Source organism: Salinicoccus sediminis (genome assembly GCF_000986795.1).
In the GTDB taxonomy this organism is placed as follows: domain Bacteria; phylum Bacillota; class Bacilli; order Staphylococcales; family Salinicoccaceae; genus Salinicoccus; species Salinicoccus sediminis.
The window spans coordinates 63,741-81,393 of the sequence record NZ_LAYZ01000025.1; the positions used below are offsets into that span (position 1 = coordinate 63,741).

At 42.9% G+C, this 17,653-nt stretch carries 19 protein-coding genes and 1 pseudogene; 4 read left to right on the forward strand and 16 right to left on the reverse strand.

From position 1 onward, the window contains the following. Window positions 1–62: 62 nt before the first annotated feature. From WN59_RS11585 to WN59_RS11600, 4 genes are all read right to left on the reverse strand, one after another. Window positions 63–2,111, reverse strand: a complete 2,049-nt coding sequence (locus tag WN59_RS11585; protein ID WP_046517458.1) for a heavy metal translocating P-type ATPase — start codon at window positions 2,109–2,111, stop codon at window positions 63–65. Between the two features lie 30 nt (window positions 2,112–2,141). Then, complete coding sequence (locus tag WN59_RS11590) at window positions 2,142–2,690, reverse strand: YdhK family protein (protein ID WP_082099287.1); 549 nt, start codon at window positions 2,688–2,690, stop codon at window positions 2,142–2,144. 166 nt (window positions 2,691–2,856) lie between these two features. Continuing rightward, window positions 2,857–3,366, reverse strand: coding sequence for a YfiT family bacillithiol transferase (locus tag WN59_RS11595; protein ID WP_046517463.1), 510 nt, complete (start codon window positions 3,364–3,366; stop codon window positions 2,857–2,859). An 85-nt stretch (window positions 3,367–3,451) separates the two neighbouring features. Beyond that, window positions 3,452–3,904 (reverse strand): YaiI/YqxD family protein, encoded by a 453-nt coding sequence (locus tag WN59_RS11600; RefSeq protein ID WP_046517465.1) that lies wholly within the window; start codon window positions 3,902–3,904, stop codon window positions 3,452–3,454. 237 nt (window positions 3,905–4,141) lie between these two features. On the opposite strand from WN59_RS11600, the gene yyaC reads away from it, so the two are divergent. Then, window positions 4,142–4,735, forward strand: a complete 594-nt coding sequence (yyaC, locus tag WN59_RS11605; RefSeq protein WP_082099289.1) for a spore protease YyaC — start codon at window positions 4,142–4,144, stop codon at window positions 4,733–4,735. A gap of 61 nt (window positions 4,736–4,796) precedes the next feature. On the opposite strand, the gene WN59_RS11610 is transcribed toward yyaC, so the two are convergent. Further along, window positions 4,797–6,107: a CitMHS family transporter gene (locus tag WN59_RS11610; RefSeq protein WP_046517467.1), complete on the reverse strand. Its 1,311-nt coding sequence runs from the start codon at window positions 6,105–6,107 to the stop codon at window positions 4,797–4,799. Between the two features lie 201 nt (window positions 6,108–6,308). Then, window positions 6,309–7,172 carry a LysR family transcriptional regulator gene (locus WN59_RS11615; RefSeq protein WP_046517469.1) on the reverse strand — a complete coding sequence of 288 codons (864 nt, stop codon included), beginning with the start codon at window positions 7,170–7,172 and terminating at the stop codon, window positions 6,309–6,311. Between the two features lie 136 nt (window positions 7,173–7,308). On the opposite strand from WN59_RS11615, the gene WN59_RS11620 reads away from it, so the two are divergent. Then, window positions 7,309–8,436, forward strand: coding sequence for a 2-methylaconitate cis-trans isomerase PrpF family protein (locus tag WN59_RS11620; protein WP_046517470.1), 1,128 nt, complete (start codon window positions 7,309–7,311; stop codon window positions 8,434–8,436). Between the two features lie 292 nt (window positions 8,437–8,728). Here the strand turns inward: WN59_RS11620 and WN59_RS11625 are convergent, their stop codons facing one another. The 4 genes from WN59_RS11625 to WN59_RS11640 form a co-directional block, all read right to left on the reverse strand. Continuing rightward, entirely contained in the window at window positions 8,729–10,081 is a 1,353-nt protein-coding gene (locus tag WN59_RS11625; protein ID WP_046517472.1) for a CitMHS family transporter, read from the reverse strand. 258 nt (window positions 10,082–10,339) lie between these two features. Further along, window positions 10,340–11,026 (reverse strand): response regulator, encoded by a 687-nt coding sequence (locus tag WN59_RS11630; RefSeq protein WP_046517474.1) that lies wholly within the window; start codon window positions 11,024–11,026, stop codon window positions 10,340–10,342. Continuing rightward, on the reverse strand, window positions 11,023–12,621 hold the full coding sequence (locus WN59_RS11635; protein ID WP_331386423.1) for a sensor histidine kinase: 1,599 nt from the start codon (window positions 12,619–12,621) through the stop codon (window positions 11,023–11,025). Before WN59_RS11635 ends, WN59_RS11630 begins: the two co-directional genes overlap by 4 nt. Window positions 12,622–12,892: 271 nt before the next feature. Continuing rightward, window positions 12,893–13,228, reverse strand: coding sequence for a DUF3784 domain-containing protein (locus tag WN59_RS11640; RefSeq protein ID WP_065232769.1), 336 nt, complete (start codon window positions 13,226–13,228; stop codon window positions 12,893–12,895). A 180-nt stretch (window positions 13,229–13,408) separates the two neighbouring features. On the opposite strand from WN59_RS11640, the gene WN59_RS13900 reads away from it, so the two are divergent. Further along, entirely contained in the window at window positions 13,409–13,537 is a 129-nt protein-coding gene (locus WN59_RS13900) for a hypothetical protein (protein ID WP_269430688.1), read from the forward strand. A gap of 142 nt (window positions 13,538–13,679) precedes the next feature. Here WN59_RS13900 and WN59_RS13970 read toward each other — a convergent pair. From WN59_RS13970 to WN59_RS11645, 3 genes and pseudogenes are all read right to left on the reverse strand, one after another. After that, window positions 13,680–13,850 (reverse strand): annotated as a pseudogene (locus tag WN59_RS13970) (IS3 family transposase); the annotation flags it as partial. Between the two features lie 708 nt (window positions 13,851–14,558). Continuing rightward, complete coding sequence (locus WN59_RS13905; RefSeq protein ID WP_269430689.1) at window positions 14,559–14,687, reverse strand: hypothetical protein; 129 nt, start codon at window positions 14,685–14,687, stop codon at window positions 14,559–14,561. A gap of 26 nt (window positions 14,688–14,713) precedes the next feature. Next, entirely contained in the window at window positions 14,714–15,136 is a 423-nt protein-coding gene (locus WN59_RS11645) for a LamG domain-containing protein (protein WP_046517478.1), read from the reverse strand. Window positions 15,137–15,203: 67 nt separating this feature from the next. Between WN59_RS11645 and WN59_RS11650 the strand changes: the two genes are divergently transcribed. After that, window positions 15,204–15,677: an SDR family NAD(P)-dependent oxidoreductase gene (locus WN59_RS11650; protein WP_269430690.1), complete on the forward strand. Its 474-nt coding sequence runs from the start codon at window positions 15,204–15,206 to the stop codon at window positions 15,675–15,677. Window positions 15,678–15,850: 173 nt separating this feature from the next. On the opposite strand, the gene rpsI is transcribed toward WN59_RS11650, so the two are convergent. The 3 genes from rpsI to truA form a co-directional block, all read right to left on the reverse strand. Further along, window positions 15,851–16,243: a 30S ribosomal protein S9 gene (gene rpsI / locus WN59_RS11655; RefSeq protein ID WP_046517480.1), complete on the reverse strand. Its 393-nt coding sequence runs from the start codon at window positions 16,241–16,243 to the stop codon at window positions 15,851–15,853. Between the two features lie 19 nt (window positions 16,244–16,262). Next, on the reverse strand, window positions 16,263–16,700 hold the full coding sequence (gene rplM / locus WN59_RS11660) for a 50S ribosomal protein L13 (RefSeq protein ID WP_046517482.1): 438 nt from the start codon (window positions 16,698–16,700) through the stop codon (window positions 16,263–16,265). A 162-nt stretch (window positions 16,701–16,862) separates the two neighbouring features. Continuing rightward, a complete protein-coding gene (gene truA / locus WN59_RS11665; RefSeq protein ID WP_046517484.1) occupies window positions 16,863–17,651 on the reverse strand; it encodes a tRNA pseudouridine(38-40) synthase TruA in 789 nt (262 codons plus the stop codon). Between the last annotated feature and the right edge of the window lie 2 nt (window positions 17,652–17,653).

Consider the following 17,653-nt stretch of genomic DNA (forward strand, 5'->3'; position numbering starts at 1 on the left):
TTCTTTTTATTATAACAATAAAATGAAGGATGCACCGGTCCGGCACATCCTTTCGCGCATCATCAATCCAATTTGAGCGTCATTGCATTCAAGGCGACGATTATTGTGCTTAGAGACATCAGCACAGCTCCCACAGCCGGTGACAGCAGTATGCCGATGGAAGCGAGTATTCCTGCCGCAAGAGGCACTGCCAGAATGTTGTAGCCGGCGCCCCACCATAGGTTCTGCACCGTCTTTTTCATCGTGTTCTCTGACAATGAAAGGAAATGGATGATGTCGGAGGGTTCACTTTTGACGAGTATGACATCCCCGGACTCCACCGCAACGTCTGTACCGGCACCGATGGCAACACCTATATCCGCCCTCACAAGGCTCGGTGCATCGTTGATTCCGTCACCCACCATCATCACTTTGCTGCCTTCCTCCTGATACTCCCTGATGATGCGTTCCTTGTCTTCAGGCATCAGCTGACCGTGCACATCCTTGATGCCGAGCTCCGATGCGACGGACTCTGCAACCTGTCTGTTGTCCCCCGTCAGCATGACAGGCGTGATATCACGTTCAAGCAGCCCCTCAATCATCTTTTGGGACCCCGGTTTGATCTGGTCGCCCTGGGCAACTATGCCGCTGTTTTCACCCTCTATGATAAGGAAACTGACGGAGTTGCCCTGGCCTGCCAGGGTCTCGAACTCTTTTTTGTCATAGGAAATGCCATTATCTTCAAGGTAGGAGACGCTTGTAACTTTCATATCCTTGCCTGCAACCTGCGCTTCGAGACCAACACCAGGTATGTTGTTGACATCTTCGGCCTTTGCAGCTTCCACCTTATCAGCATGGGCCTTATCAAGTATGCCGGCTGCAAGCGGGTGGCTTGAACTCTGTTCGATTCCCGCCATGAAGCCGAGCACTTCATCATCGGTATATTCATCGGTGAAGCTTTTGTAATGATTCACCGCAAAATTCCCTTCAGTCAATGTGCCGGTCTTATCCATCATGACCACATCCAGATGACGGGCCGTCTCGAGAGATTCCCGGTTTTTGACGATGAGGCCATTTTTCGCACCGAGTGATGTCGACCTTGCAGTAACCAGCGGGATTGCAAGTCCGAGTGCATGTGGACAGGCGATGATGAGCACTGTCACCAGGCGTTCAAGCGCAAAGTCCATTGTCCCTAAAACCATCAGCCAGATGATGAATGCCAGCAGTCCGGTGATCAGGGCAAAGTAGAATAAATATCCCGCAATCCGGTTAGACAGGAGTTCCGACCGCGATTTATCACTCTGTGCCTCGCTGACCAGATCCATCACCTGCGTGAGATAGCTGCTTTCACCGGTCCCGGTAACTTTCACATCAATCGTCCCCGACCCGTTCACCGAGCCGCCGATCACGTCATCGTCCGGAACCTTTTCGATGTTGCGCGACTCCCCTGTAACGAGCGCTTCGTCCACAGTCGTACGGCCGGATATGATTACACCATCCACCGGTATATTGTCCCCGGCTTTAACCTGTACAGTGTCGCCCTCGCCCACTTCAGAAAGTTCAACTTCCCTGCCTTCTCCATTTTCATCCAGGACAACCGCAGTGCTCGGCAGCAATTCCGCCATCTTCTCGAGGGCATCTCCGGCATTGCCAACCGCCTTCATCTCAATCCAGTGTCCAAGCAGCATGACGACAATCAGTGTAGCCAGTTCCCAGAAGAAATCCATCGTGTGTGCATCAGGCGCCCCGAAATGATTCATATAAAATGCATAGAGGCTGTAGAAATACGCAACCGATATCCCCAGTGAAATCAGCGTCATCATCCCTGGTTTGCGTGCCTTAATCTCACCCTTCGCTCCGCCCAGGAAAGGCTGGCCGCCATAAATATAAAGTACAGTGGCAAGAACCAGCACAAGCCAGCTGGAACCCGGGAAAGTGAACTGGAAGGGCAGGTCGATCCCCATCATCGGAGAAAGGAAGATGATAGGTACCGCAAGGATCAGCGATATGAAAAACTTCTTCCTGAAATCCCCGTGATGATGGTGCCCTTCATGTCCCGCGCCATCATGCTGATGCGTATTGTGACCATCATGACCGTCGTGATCATGATGATTATGGTCATGTTCTGCCATGATTCATCCCTCTTTCCTGTTCAAATTGTGTTATTCCACCGGCGTCAATTCCTCTTCGGTCACCCATTTATGGTTTTCGACCTTATCACCACTTTCCGTATCTGTATAACTCACCATATAGACAGTCGTATCTTCTGCTGAATCGACTGTCGCCCCGGCGCCTTCCATGCCTTCCATATGCGCAGCTTCCAGCACGACTTCATCACCGGCTTCAAAAGGTGCATCAGCCGCATCCTCTATTTCCTCGTGAATGACCCATTTATGATCCTCGACAGGCTCACCGCCAGTCGTCGGTGTATAGGTCACACTGTAGGCTGTGGTATCGAAGGCTCCCGTGACAGTCGCCTCCGCACCGTCCATTCCTTTCATATGCTCTGCGTTGATTACCGCCTGACTGTCCACAGGATATTCAGGATTCTCCGCTCGTGAAAGGTCGTCCGGAACTTCACCTGAACTGGAATGGTCCATTTCGGCATGATCCATCTCACCGCCGTCTTCTGAACTTCCGTCATCCGTACCGCACGCTGCCAACACAAGACCGACTGCTGTAAGTAATACCGCTAAAATTCTGAATTTCATCATTAATACCTCCAAAGTTTTCTATTATCCTAACACACATATAATATACCCTACAGGGGTATATTAAAACAAATATACTGCCTCGGAAGTGAAGAATAATGTAACAGAACAATGAAAAGCCGGCCCCATAGGGAATCCGGCTTCATCATATCACTCTCTAATTCAATTAGTTGGATAGCGCAATCTTTATATGCTCCAGGTGATGTTCTTCATGCCAGGCCAGTTTTGCGATCTTTGTTGCCACTGTAATCCTGCCATTGGTTTCATGTACGAAATATCTGTCCAGCTGACTCTCCGTCAGAGTTTTTCCCAAAGCCACAATGCGTTCATTGATGCCTTCCAGCATTTTCACTGAACTTTCCACAGGGATTTCCGTATCCGGCAGCACAGCCCATTCGTCCTGGATGAAACCGGGCACTGTAGGCGCATCATCCGTCAGGGCGAGTTTCAGACGCTGGTACATGTTCAGCTGCGAATCTGCAATGTGATGGACAAGCTGGCGGACATTGAAACTGCCCCCGCGGTATGTTTTTGCCAATTCCTCATCACTCAGTGAATCAACGGTCTCCCTCAACCTGAGAGTGTAGGTTTCAATCTGGTCCAGCCATTCCTCAATGTTATCAAGCGTTACATTTTCAGGGACATCCAATTGACCGATAGGAAATTTCACATCCATTGTCATGCTCCTTTTCTATACTGGTTTTAGTTTCTCTATCACTATTCAACCTAGCTGATAAACCCGAGACTGTAAAACATCTGGCTTATATACTCTCTTCACTCTCAAGCTTTCGTTTAAACAACTCCATAAATGCCCGCCTGTCTTCCTTCGAGAATGGTTTCGGCCCCTTCGTCCGCCCGCCGCCTTTGCGAATCATGCTGCCCATGTATCTCGTCTCAAGAAGATGGTTGATGTTTTCATCACTATATTCGAAACCCTTATGATGGATGACCGTGCACCCTTTCGGCAGCAGTAGTGAGGCGAGACCATAGTCCTGGGTGACAGCAATATCGCCCCTTTTGGCCAGCTGGACGATCCTGAAATCCGCAGCATCCGCTCCCGCCTCGACAAAGACCGCCTCCACATGCGGCGGCAGTTCCCTCTCGGAATAGTGCGACAGACTCGATACCAGCACCAGAGAGACGTCCCTCTTCTTTGTTTCTTCTATAATGATATCCTTCACCGGACATGCATCTGCGTCAACAATCACCTTCATAACGATTCCCCCTCGCTTTCCATTATACAGTTCTCACATGGAGGCTGTGAAAGTATAAGCGGGAGGATGAATGATAGTTGATTATTACAAATGGGATAGCGGTATATTTTTAATTAATTCCTGCAAATTGTTCCCGCTTCGAGATTTTATAAAAACATTTTTTCTATTTATTTAGTATAATGTAATTAACTATTCGTGCAATTATCGGACAACATATGATTCAGGAGGTGAGAAGGCATGAACTCTTTTTTCTACAGGGGACAAAAGCTGCAGCAGGAACCCGCTTCATTTTATATGGATGCCAATGGAAAACCAGAAGAAAAACATATACAGTGGCTGGCAGGTAAAGTCAGGGATCTCCTGTCTCAAACGACAGCCATGAAAGAAGATATCGTTGTTATATGCATTGGTTCCGACCGTTATATCGGCGATGCTTTGGGGCCGCTTGTGGGGACGATGCTCCACGAAAAAAACCTCCCTGTCAGCGTATATGGCACATTGGAAGAGCCGATACATGCGTTTAACCTGAACGGCGTATTAAAGAAAATTGATAAAAGGAAAAGTAAGCCTGTCATCATAGGTATCGACGCCTCACTTGGTGAAAGGGAACAGGTCGGTCATGTCATGTTTAAAAATGGCCCTCTGATTCCCGGGAGAGCACTGAAAAAAATGCTGCCGGAGGTCGGCGACTTCCACTTTGCAGGTTTTGTTAATTATGTCGATCCTTTACCGGAATCTCAATTTCTGAATGACACGCGGCTGTTCACAGTCATGAACCTGGCCCATGCCATTACAGATGTACTTACTGAAGTGTTTGTAGAGGACAATTAAAAGCGGAGCCATCCTGTTTGATTTCAGGATCGCTCCGCTTTTTTAGTTGTTCAATTTATAATCAGCTTATTGCGCCTGTAATGAATGCTACAGCTATTATAATAAGCGAACAGAGTACACACCATTTGATTGCAAAACGCTGAAGGTCTCCAAGCTCTGTTTTGACCATTCCCACCAGCAGGAGGGTGGATGCCACCAGCGGACTCAGGAAATGTACAGGCTGCCCCAGTACAGAAGCCCTCGCCACCTGCAGAGGGTCCACACCGTATGCAACTCCTGATTCTGCCAGTATCGGCAGAACCCCGAAGTAATAGGCATCATTGGACAGCACAAATGTTAAAGGCATACTCGTCAGAGCGACAATTAACGGGTAGAATGTACTTGCTGATTCGGGGATGATGGAAACCAGTGAATTTGATACAGCTTCAACCATTCCCGTACCGGAGAAGATTCCTGAAAAGATTCCGGCTGCAAATACCAGAACGACCACTGTAAGTGCATTGCCGGCGTGTGCAGAGATACGCTCTTTTTGCTGCTGCATATCCGGGTAGTTGATCATGGCTGCAATCACGAAGCCTATCAGAAATAATATCGGTGCCGGCAGTATCCCGGTTACCAGAACGGTCATTATAGTGACCACAAGCAGTAGATTGACCCATCTTAATTTTGGACGTTTAATATCTTCCGTCTCTGCTACAGTTGCCGCAGCCGGATTCAATTCAAGAGCTTCCTTGGGAGTTACCTCGATATCTATAATACCCAGCCTTGCTCTTTCCTTCTTCCCGAGAGCGAATGAGATGAAAATAACTGCTGCCGCGCCTGAGAGCATCGTAGGCAGAAGCGGGATGAAGAATTCATTGGCATCCAGTCCGAGAGATACAATCGCTCTTGTAGCAGGACCGCCCCAAGGGGTCATACCGCTCATGATGCTGACAGACAGCAGAGATATTGTTGCCAGAACCAGCGGATTCATGCCGATTCTGAGATAAAGCGCGAGCATCGCTGAAATAGTTATCATGTGTGTTGTCGTTCCATCTCCGTCCAGAGCGACACACATGGCGATGACAGCTGTTCCGATTGCAATTTTGACCGGATCCCCTTTGACTATATGGAGCATTTTATTGATCAATGGATCGAAAAGCCCTGCATCAATCAGTATTCCAAAGAACAGTATGGCAAACAGCAGTAGAGCTGCTGAAGGCGCCACTGTTTTCAATCCATCGAGCATCATAGATCCGAGGCCCATGCCGAAGCCGCCAATCAGGCCAAATATAATAGGTACTATCACAAGTGCGGTAACCGGTGATAACTTCTTCGCCATAATCAGATAAGTAAATACTACGACCATTGATAATCCCAAAATTGTAAGAATAAATACCCCTCCCCTTTGAAATCGTTTACAAAAATTATAATTGAAATTTTCAGTAAAGTTATTGATAGATATACGATATTACAAGGTCATGGATAAGTAAAATATAGTTTTTTTATGCATTTTGCTAAAAATTTTTTATAAACCACTATTGGTAATACATTGGAGTATTAAATATACAATTAAACTTTGCAGTTATTGCAATTATATTTCAGGATGATCGTTCAAAAACTTTATAAAGTTTTTAACCGTTGAGAGGCGGAGGGAATCTTCGTTGTACATTATCCAGGTATTCCTTTCCACAAGATCCCCGTTTCTATAGAACAACTCATAATTATAAAGATTATCAGAAGGCTCAAGGCAGATTTCCGGGACAATAGCAATGCCCAGCCCGTTTTTAACCATCTCCTTGCATGTTTCCTGCCGATCCGTTTCCATTGTGACTAATGGCGGTCTTGAATATCTGTCATGCCACCACCCTTTAATGAGGCTGTCCAGCGAACTGTCGGTTTTATAGTTTATGAAGGGAAGGTCCTGTATTTTTTCAATATCCACCTCTTCGCTTGATATCAAACACAGCTTTTCTTTGTGCAGCAGCTGTTTCTCCCCGTACCAATCGTGATTTCCCCGCAAAATTCCCAGTTGGACTTTGGAAGAATCCAGCAGTTTCATGATGTCCGTACTCCATCCTGTATTCACGTTGAATTGAACATTCGGGTATTGTAGTGAATATTTTTTTAATATTTTAGGCAGTTTATACTGGGCGAAATTGCTCGAGACCCCCAAACGCAACGTTCCCCTTACTTCTCCTTGAAGATTTGACATATAATCTTTCGTCTTCTGGAGATGATTTATCATTTCCTCTGCGTATTGCGCCAGATACGCACCTTCAGAAGTAAATTCAACCCCTCCTTTCACTTTAAAGAACAAGGGTGTTCCGAATTCCTTCTCCAGGTTTTTAAGTCTATATGTAAGAGCGGGCTGCGAAACATATAAACGCTCAGAAGTATGACTGATATTCTTTTCTTCATATAAAATTTTCAGCACATTCCAATCTTTTTCATCCATAATGATACCTCCGCATCAGTGTTATAAATATTTTTTAATTTTTTAATAATAAATTATCTATTTCACTTATATCAAATAGTATCATAACATGATTTTAAATACTTTTTAAATGTAAATTTGAAAGGGTGTTATGTAAATGAAAGTACCTGTAGTAATTATGCGTGGAGGAACAAGTAAGGGTGTCTTCATTGATTACGAACAAATGCCAACTGAGCGTAAACTATGGGATGAGTTTTTGCTGGACATCATGGGCAGTCCCGACAGCAGACAGATTGACGGCCTTGGCGGCGCGAATTCTCTCACAAGTAAAGCTGCCATCATTAAAAAATCCGGACAGCCGGATATCGATATAGAATATACATTTGCACAGGTGAGTATCGGAAATCAATTGGTAGACTTCAAAGGAAACTGTGGTAATATTTCCTCTGCAGTCGGTCCCTATGCCATCAACCAGGGGCTTGTACCCGTTGTTGAACCTGTTACAACCGTCAGGATTTTCAATACGAATACCCAAAAGATGATCATTTCTGAAGTAGAAGTGGAAAATGGTCAGGTGAAAACAGAAGGACTGTGCTCAGTACCAGGTGTTCCCGGCACAGGGTCGCCGGTATACCTCTCATTCGTCGATGCCGAAGGAGCGGTAACCGGAAAGTTGTTCCCTACGGGGAATCCTGTGGATACCATTGAAACATCCAGAGGAATGATGAGAATTTCCATCATAGACGTCGCCAATCCATTGGTGTTCATAAATGCCCGGGATGTGGGACTGACCGGGTCCGAACTGCCTCATGACTTCACACCGGAGAAGTTGGCGGAACTTGAAGAAATACGGTCAATTGCTGCTGAAAAATGTCAGTTTGCCAAAAAAGAAGAAGCTACCCGATTATCGCCTGCAGTCCCTAAAATGACGATTATCGCCCCGCCAGAGAACTTTACAGACGTAGCAGGCGTTGAAAGGAAAGCCGGAGATATGGATTGCAGAATCAGAATGATGTCCATGCAAAAACCACATCAGGCCCTGGCGATAACCGGCGCAATCTGTACAACTGCTGCTGCATTTTTGGAAGATACCATTTTCTCAGACTTCCTGGAAGTGGAGAGTCAGGTCATCCGGCTCGCGCATCCGGCTGGAATCATGGAAACCAAAGTGGATCTCATAGCTGGGAAAATATGTGCAATCAAAGTAGTACGTACTGCGCGTGTAATTCTGGAAGGCAGTGTGCATACGAAGCATGATTATGAGTTTGCCGCCAACCTTGCATGACGCCCACAACTAGTCCGGTTCTTCCCTCCAAGAGCGAGTGGCAGCCTACTGGGTGTTTTAGTTTCGCTTGAAATCTGTCGTGATTATAAATTTGATGTATTTTTCAATATCGGCTTCCAATGTTTCAAAAGACGTATACATCTTAAAATAGAAATCCCCCCTTATAGTATTTACAGAGTGTTTATTATTTCTCTGTCTACTACAAGGGGAGAATATCAGAGTGCTTTTCTATATATGAATATATATCAACGTTTTGAAATCAGTTCTTATAAATTATGCATAATATATCGTCTTAAATGCTGATGATACCAAACAATACAGCTACACCAATCAACACGAGGCTCAGTCCCCATAACCAGAAAAATGAATAGCGGATATGTTTTCCTATTTCTAATCCTGATAATCCAAGTGCCAGCCATACTGCTGGTGCCAATGGACTGATGAAGGTACCTACAATATTTCCAATAATCATGGCATAGGCAGTTGACAAGGAATCTATCCCTACTGCCGAAGCAATTTGTTCTATAACCGGGAATAATGCAAAATAATAAGCATCTGTACTCAGCAGCATATCAAAAGGAATTCCCAAAATACCAACAATCAAATGAATATATTGCGTCACTCCTTCAGGAAGAATCGTGACGAAATCTTTTGAAATGGCATCCAACATACCTGAGCCTGTAAGTACCCCTAAAAACAGACCGGCAGCGAGGATAATACCTGCCATTGTCAATGCACTTGGTGCATGGGCACGTAATCTGGCTGTCTGATCTGTGACATTCGGATAATTAATCAGCAATGCAACAGCGACCCCCATCATGAAAGCAAAACCAGACGGAATAATACCTGAAACTAAAACACCAATAACAGCAAGCGCTACAATCAAATTCACCCAAATAAGTTTAGGTCTCACCAATGAATTTCCATGCGAGTCGGTTTCTTTGTTCTTTGCTTCATCGTCTTCCTCATCATTTTCTTCAGACGATACTACTAGAGCTACTGCACCATCAACCAGTCCATATTGGTTTTTAATTCTGCGTTGTTCTCTGAATCCAAGGAAAACAGCAAGTCCAAGCATTAAAATTAAACCTACAATTTGAACAGGAATCAACGGCTGCCAAAGCTCATTTACATCCATGCCAAGTACAGAAGCCACACGTCCCATAGGTCCTCCCCACGGCACCATATTCATAATAGCTGCACTGCCACCTACCAGTAAGAGAAGCAAATATGGATTCATCTTCAACCTTTGGTACAACGGCAAAAGTGCAGGTACTGTTATCAGAAATGTCGATGCACCTGAACCGTCCAGCTGTCCAATCGCTGCAATCAGCACAGTTGCCACAGCGACTTTTACTACATTACCGCCTGATAAAGCTATCATTTTATTAATTATCGGTTCAAAAAGACCTGCATCCTGCATAATTCCAAAGAATATTATAGCAAAGATAAACATGACAACAACATTCATAACCTGGGCAATACCATCCTCAAAGAAGACACCAATTTCCGCCACACTAAAACCGGCGATCAAAGCGCCAATGACTGGCAAAATGATCATTATAACAATTGGCGAAGTTCTGTTCCAAATCAGTAATACTACTATGGTTAGAATTGTTAAAATTCCAATTAAACTTAGACTCATATTTCTTCCTCCTGTTCACAAAATCTTTCCACAAATGAACGCGCTTTCATTTATAACTATAAATACCTTAAGATTATAATGGATTAGTCAAGCGTTCAAAATCCTATTAACATCGTATAACATAACTCAGTTTATGTAATGTTGTGGTTTTATTGTTCTTTTAAACCACTTTATGTGTTTTTTGGTTTTAATGAACAAAAAAACATAATGGTTTAAAACCATTATGTTGATAAAGAAATCATGTGCACTTAAAGCATTTCAACCCAATAAATATTTACGTTCCGGGCGTCCCACCGTTCCATATTCCACCTCTGAACGACACTCATTTACGGAAATCAAATATTCCAAATATCGTCTTGCAGTCGTTCTTGACGCTCCCATTTTTTCACCTATTTCCTCAGCCGACAAACCTTTCTGATTGTTTTTAAGAACCACTAATATATTATGAAGAGTATTTGCATCTATCCCCGTCGGCAATATCTGTTCAGTTTCTATCTTATTTTCATCTGGATTTTTAAACAGCTTGTCCACATCATTTTGATTTACTTCTTCTTTGTTTTGTAATAGATTCCTGTCCTGAAGATATTTCTCTATTGTATTTGTAAAACGGTCAACTGTAACAGGCTTAATTAAATAGTTTTTCACACCGTTTCGTATTGCTCTTTCAAGGAATGTTTTATCCGTCGCTGCTGTAATCATAATAATATCGACATCCTCGTAGTTTTGTCGGATAGCCGGAATGATGTCGGTTCCCAGTTGGTCAGGCATATAAATATCAAGTAACAGCAGATCTACTTTTCTGGTATTTAAAAGCTCAAAGGTTTTTTCGGCATTTAACGCTTTTCCCACTACCTCAACACCTGATATTTTTTCAATAAATTTTTCATGAATATCGGCTACGCGAAAATCATCTTCCGCTATTGCGATCTTTATCGTCTCCATCATTGTTCCCCCTTCCATTTTAATTCTTTAGGCAAGTATACCGTAAACACAGAGCCCTCTCCGACTTCACTTTGGACTTCAACCAGCCCCCCGAGTTGGCTGACAGTTTCATGAACATTTGCAAGTCCATAACCTCTTGGGTCATGAGATTTCTTTTGTGTGAAATCTCTGTTAAAAAGAAGCGCCTTGTTCTTCTCGGAAATGCCGGTTCCATTATCATGGACTTCAAAAATGATATCATTCCCAAGATCTGTAGCAAAAAACGTTACATATGAATGTTCATGATTCAGAGAAACAGCTTCAAATGCATTATCTAAGAGATTCCCGATAATTACGATAAGGTGCGTCAATTTGATATGATTGGGCAGAGTGTGGAGGGAACTGTTTGAATCAATGTCAAAGTTGATTTTCTGTTCGGATGCTTTTCCCATTTTCCCCAATATTACGGCTTGTATCTTTGTGTCCTCAAGCTGATTAAAAAGGATACGATTTTTAATCTGTAATTCTGTTGTTTCACTCTGTATCATACGGACCGCTTCTTCGTATTCACCTAATTGCAATAAACTGGATAATACATATAATTTATTCGTAAATTCATGGGTTTGGGCGCGTAGATCTTCCGAGTAGCTCTGAACTTCAGAAATCGTGTTGAGCATTTGCTCAAATTCAGTTTTATCACGGAATGAAGCGACAACCTCTTTCACTTCATCTTTATGAAAAATCGGTGTCTGATTGACAATCAATGTCTTATCTTCCAATGATAATTCCTGGTCCATTTGAGGTTTTCCTGTTTTAAAAAGCTCGTAATGGCTGGAACCGGGCAATACGTCTTCGATTTTGGAATTTTGAAAACTCCCTTGGACATTTAAAAGTTTTCTTGCAGTGTGATTCATCATCGTTATCCCGCCGGTCCTGTCATATGACAGGATGCCTTCCCTGACTGATTCCAAAATGGCATCTCTTTCCGTATATAATTTGGCAATTTGATAAGGCTCCAGGCCCATCGTGTCCCTGCGGATATTTCTCGCCAGCAGTACACTTCCTATAATGGCGATCACGAATACGATCAGTGACCTGTATGTCACATCAATGACATCATTTAAAATCCGTTCCTGAATATCTTCCACGAGGAAACCGACCGACACAATACCAATAATTTCACCATCCTGGTTAAAAATCGGTGATTTTCCCCGAAGCGAAGGCCCTAATGATCCGTCTGCTCTTGAAATATAAGATTCACCTTCAACAAGCGCCCGGTCATTATCCCCTCCGACCATTTCCTCTCCAATTTGTTCGGGATTGGTATGGGAATATCGAATGCCTTCCTGATCGCCAACGACGATGAACTCGGCATCTATTTGTTCTCTTATTCTTTCCATAGCCGGTTGAATCACCTGCGCGGGGTCATTTGTTTGAAACATATCTGTCAGTTGAGGCATCAAAGAAATCGTCCTGGAAATTTTTAAAGCCGTCTGTCCCCTTTCCTCCTCTATTTCCTTTGCCTCAGAGTAGGAATAAGATGCGGTTAAAACAATAATGACAAAAAGCACAAGTGATAATACCAGAATCAGTATTTTAGTCTGTAGTGATACTTTCAAAAATTTCAGCTTCCTTTAGCATTTAAATGATCCTTCCAACAGCTTTTATGTTGAAGAGGATATCATTTAATTTTAAACCATCAATGGCTTTACTTCTATATCAGTGATACTATTTTCTCTGAATGTGCCGTCTTAAGTGAATAATACTCTGTGATTTACAATACTGCAAAACGTACTCCACATATCCGGAGCTGTCCAATCTTTATATGCATCATAAAAAAGACCGCCAAATCAGCGGTCAGCATAAAACTTTACAGTATAACTGAAAAAGCTATTCTCTTTTTTTGAACCTGTCTCCAGTATTAATATATATAATCATATATACAACGATGCCCAAAAATAAAATAAGACCTGTATAGAACAACCCATTCATTTCAAATGCTATACTGAAAATCCAGAACAACATACTAAATGATAAGGCAAACATCATTTTCCCCATAAACTTAGTTAGTCTGGCGGTATCATACTTCTTTTTTTCCTCTGGTGACATCGTATTATAACCGGCTATTAAGGAAGAACCTTTACCATTTAAAAGTAAAATCCCCAATATAATAAACAATACAATGACACCAGCTATTATCAGCAATGCAATAATGTTATCTCCCACCGTGTACCCCCTTTGCACATAGTTGCTAGTAAACTATCCGGTCTTTCAGATAATGATTATATTTTTGCATTGCCACAATTCAGCTGTTCGATTCAATGGTATCAAACCTTTTTATAAATATCGAACTTTATATTTAAATTATTTGTCTGCTACTTGTATGTGACGTGAATACTAAAGGATATGAATATCATTGAAAGTACCAGAGATTATGACCTGTTGGACCCACCCGTTGACCTGGAGTCACGTTATACTGTCGAATATGACCCTGATGAAGTCGAACTTGCAGTGACAGCATTTGAAGATCTGTAAATATTTATACCCCGGAGCCAAATGTGAGGTGCACCCCTAAAGTTGAACTCCAAAATTCAACTTTAGGGGTGCTTTTATATGTACAGAAAACATACAATAGATTTTAAGCTGAAGGTGATTCAGCTATATTGTTTGATTTACATTATATAGTACTATAAAAATCACAACCTCTAAAGTAGTGAAGTGATGTTGTGCACCAAAAAGTTATGTTTAAAAAGTATGTTTCCTGTAATCTACAGTAGACATGTCTTTTTATTCTATCATGATTATAAAAGTGGATGTATTGATGGATGGCAGATCCCAGCTCTGTATATGGCTTGAACGACTAGCCATAAAACATTTGTTTAAGCATCCCAAAGAAGTTCTCCACCGGAGAACTATACAGACATTTGCCTTTTCAAGACATACTTTGAAATGTCTCATTTCTTTTAAAATACCTCACCTTTTTTTGTGCCGATATTACCAGCCCTGGCCCGAATGACCTGTCATTCGATAGTCTGTTCAATTAATGCTTCTAAAGGCTTTACTTCGATATCAGTGTGGGCCACTGATTAGATTTTATAAGACAAAGCCTCTCCACTGAATGCATCCATAAATGTGACAAGTAAAATTTTTTCCTGATGCTGAAATATTATATTGAGTGACATTAATCAATACCTTTTGATACGGACGATTGGTTTTGAACCGACGGGATAGTTTGTTCTTAGCTACTTCACCGACTGTTCCTTTTTACTGATATACATCCCATTTACCCTAGTTAAGCCTAAAAGACACTTTCTTATTCCGAAACACAATGCAGTTTAACAAAACAGTAGAAATTTATCTCGGGCTGCTGAATTAAACTGGTTCGGAGAAATATTTAAATACAAAGCACTCCACATATTTGAGTTTAGTTCCACTCAAATATGTGAAGTGCTGTATTTCAAACCTCTACTGACTGAAAAAACTATAAATAATAGCTATAAAGTCACTGCGGTTCCACTTCCTGTGACAGAATATGCTCAGGTTCTTCAAATTGGTATTACACATGCTCAATTTCACCTGTAAACTCAAACTCTCCTTCATCTTCATAGGCCGGACTGACTGGATATAAGAGATCTTTACCAACATCTAAACCTTCGAGTGAAACTTTGTAAGAAAGTGTCTCCATATCCGCTTCTCCCATCAGCTCATCATTCAATACAATGTGCCTATACCCTGGTTATCTCCGGTATTTTGAAATTTGAACCTGATGTCATTTTCACCTGCATACAGATCTGATGAAATAGTGTATCGTTCAGAACCATTATTATATACATAATTTAGTTCGCCGTCTTTGATATAGAATGTATAACCACTGCCTCTGTTTCCAAGTGCAAGCAATACCCCTTCATCATCTTCAGTTATATCAATAGGAATTGTGATTTCATAATTCCTATCCAATGTTAAAGATGATGCAGACTCGCTTAAATGAGACATACCTGGATAAACTGTAAAGGATTCCCTTGCTCTCAAGTTATCTTCCGGTAAATTCCCCAAACCGTCCAGGAAGTTCTCAGATAGAGGTAGAGCCCCATTCTTTTCAGCTTCCACATGCCAAGTATCAATCAGATTGTCCAATATTCCCGGATACTCCTCTGAAACATCATTGAGCTCGGAAAAATCCTTGGACTGGTCAAACAAAGGCGTGCTTGATATGAAATCGGAAAAGTATATGAAAGTAATGGAAGTAAATTCACTTGGTACACTTTTAGGGATTCAGAAAAGTATTCCTAAAATGCAGGAAAATGGCGGGGGTTCCATCATTAATATTGCATCAATCGGTGGTCTGAAATCAGGTAATGCGGATGGTGGGGATGCTGCATACTCGGCATCTAAAGGTAGTGTTCGATCATTGACAAAGCACGTTGCACATAACTTTGCTAAAGATAATATTCGTTGTAGTGCTGTATATCCAGGCGAGATTATGACTGACATGCTGAAAAATGTATTCGACGAAAACCCTGAAATGTGGGATCAAGTCAAAGTAACAAGCCCGCTTCCAAATCATATTGCTGATCCAGTAGATATTGCTAATGGTGCAGTTTACCTGGCAAGCGATGATGCGAAAGCAGTGACAGGTACTGAACTCGTGATTGACAACGGTACAATGACGCATTAATAGTATAAGATGGGGTATGAAGGTGCTCCACTTCATATCCCCTTTTTGTTATATGCTGACATGATTACAGAAAAGCCACTCTATATAGTCAGGAGCTGAAAAATTTAAGATCCTCCTTACATAAAAAACACTCCCTGGATTTTCCAGGGAGTGTTTCAATATATAAGCATATATTAACGTTTTGAGAACTGTGGAGAACGACGGGCTTTCTTAAGACCGTATTTGTAACGTTCTTTCATACGTGGGTCACGTGTAAGGAGTCCTGCTCTCTTGAGTGGTCCACGGTTCTCAGGGTCTGCTTCCAGAAGTGCTCTTGCAATTCCGTGACGGATTGCCTGTGCCTGTCCTGTGAAGCCTCCGCCTTTGACGTTTACCAGTACATCGTAGTTACCTTCTGTTTCTGTAACTGCGAAAGGCTGGTTCAAGTCAAGGATCAAACTTTCGAATGGAAGGTATTCTCTCATGTCACGGCCGTTTACTGTGACATTACCTTCACCTGGTACTAAGCGTACGCGTGCTACTGAGTGTTTACGACGACCTGTTCCTGCATATTCTACTTTAGCCAATGAATTAACCTCCTATTCCTTAACCGCGAAGTTCGTATTTTTCTGGTTTTTGTGCTTCATGCGGATGCTCGCTTCCAGCATACACGTGAAGTTTCTTGCCTGTTGCGCGACCGAGTGGGTTCTTCGGAAGCATGCCTTTGATGGAGTTTTCCAAGAGGCGTACAGGGTTTTTGTCTCTAAGGTCTCCTGCAGAGATGGATTTGATTCCACCTACGTGTCCGGAGTGTCTGTAGTACATTTTATCCTGTGCTTTGTTACCACTCAATTCGATTTTCTCAGCGTTGATGATGATTACATTGTCACCTGTATCAACGTGCGGTGTGAATGTCGGTTTGTTCTTGCCGCGAAGGATCGCTGCAACTTCTGAGGAAAGACGGCCGAGTGTCTCTCCCTCTGCATCGACAACATACCATTTACGCTCAATGTTAGCTTCGTTGGCCATAAATGTTTGACGCATTTTTTGTCCTCCTAGTTTATCAGTAATCTGCTCGTTTTTATGCTTTAAAATAAAAAAAGCTTCTTCATGTTATTATATCTGTTCTACAATAAGTTTCCGGGGCTTATCGCGGGTGATATAAAATTATACCGTTGTCTATGATAACCTTATAAGTGCATTTTGTCAATGTTTTTCAAGGTTATTTTTCATTTGCTGCAATGTTTCCGCGAGGGCTTTTTCATCGAGGAATACACGTTCCAGATACAGCCCTTCAGCGGGTGCCGTTTTGGGCACGAGCTTCCTGTCACGCGCCCCGAGTATCTCCGGTGTTTTCGTGCCGTCCCATCTGCCCTGGCCGACTTCGAGTACGTATGCAACGAGTATCCTCACCATGTTGTACAGGAAACCGGAGCCGATGATGACGAAGTCGAATCCGTCTTCTGTCCTGACGAGGTCGAAGCGGTGGATATGTCTCACTTTATATTCGATTTCGGATTTGGCGCTCGAGAAGCTGGTGAAGTCATGTGTGCCAATGAAGTACTGCATGGTTTCACGCATGCGCCGTTCATCCAGCGCATGGGGATAGAAGACTTTGAGGCCGTCCTGGAACGGGTTCCTGTCCCTCCCCTGGTATATCCTGTACCTGTACGCCTTGCCCTTTGAATGGTACCTCACATGGTACTCATCACTGATTTCCGTGACTTCGCGCACGAGTATGTCTTTCGGCAGGCCTGAATTCAGTGCGAATTTCCATTTATCCTCCGGGATGCCGATATGGGAATCGAAATGGAAGTACTGCTCGATTGCGTGGACTCCCGCGTCAGTCCGGCTGGCGGGATGGATGCGGACGAATTCCTTATGCATGCGGCGGAGGACCTGCTCGATTTCATCCTGTACAGTACGGGCATCCTTCTGATACTGGAAGCCGTGGAATCTGCTGCCGTTATAACTCACTTTTACTAAATATCGCATTG

What these genes read in the sequence shown, in the direction of transcription:
- WN59_RS13900 (WP_269430688.1), top strand. Translation starts at nt 13,409, where the DNA reads ATGAATATCATTGAAAGTACCAGAGATTATGACCTGTTGGACCCACCC.
- yyaC (WP_082099289.1), top strand. Translation starts at nt 4,142, where the DNA reads ATGAACTCTTTTTTCTACAGGGGACAAAAGCTGCAGCAGGAACCCGCT.
- WN59_RS11630 (WP_046517474.1), bottom strand. Translation starts at nt 11,026, where the DNA reads ATGATGGAGACGATAAAGATCGCAATAGCGGAAGATGATTTTCGCGTA.
- WN59_RS11620 (WP_046517470.1), top strand. Translation starts at nt 7,309, where the DNA reads ATGAAAGTACCTGTAGTAATTATGCGTGGAGGAACAAGTAAGGGTGTC.
- WN59_RS11615 (WP_046517469.1), bottom strand. Translation starts at nt 7,172, where the DNA reads ATGGATGAAAAAGATTGGAATGTGCTGAAAATTTTATATGAAGAAAAG.
- WN59_RS11585 (WP_046517458.1), bottom strand. Translation starts at nt 2,111, where the DNA reads ATGGCAGAACATGACCATAATCATCATGATCACGACGGTCATGATGGT.
- WN59_RS11590 (WP_082099287.1), bottom strand. Translation starts at nt 2,690, where the DNA reads ATGAAATTCAGAATTTTAGCGGTATTACTTACAGCAGTCGGTCTTGTG.
- truA (WP_046517484.1), bottom strand. Translation starts at nt 17,651, where the DNA reads ATGCGATATTTAGTAAAAGTGAGTTATAACGGCAGCAGATTCCACGGC.
- WN59_RS11595 (WP_046517463.1), bottom strand. Translation starts at nt 3,366, where the DNA reads ATGGATGTGAAATTTCCTATCGGTCAATTGGATGTCCCTGAAAATGTA.
- WN59_RS13905 (WP_269430689.1), bottom strand. Translation starts at nt 14,687, where the DNA reads ATGGAGACACTTTCTTACAAAGTTTCACTCGAAGGTTTAGATGTTGGT.
- rplM (WP_046517482.1), bottom strand. Translation starts at nt 16,700, where the DNA reads ATGCGTCAAACATTTATGGCCAACGAAGCTAACATTGAGCGTAAATGG.
- WN59_RS11625 (WP_046517472.1), bottom strand. Translation starts at nt 10,081, where the DNA reads ATGAGTCTAAGTTTAATTGGAATTTTAACAATTCTAACCATAGTAGTA.
- WN59_RS11600 (WP_046517465.1), bottom strand. Translation starts at nt 3,904, where the DNA reads ATGAAGGTGATTGTTGACGCAGATGCATGTCCGGTGAAGGATATCATT.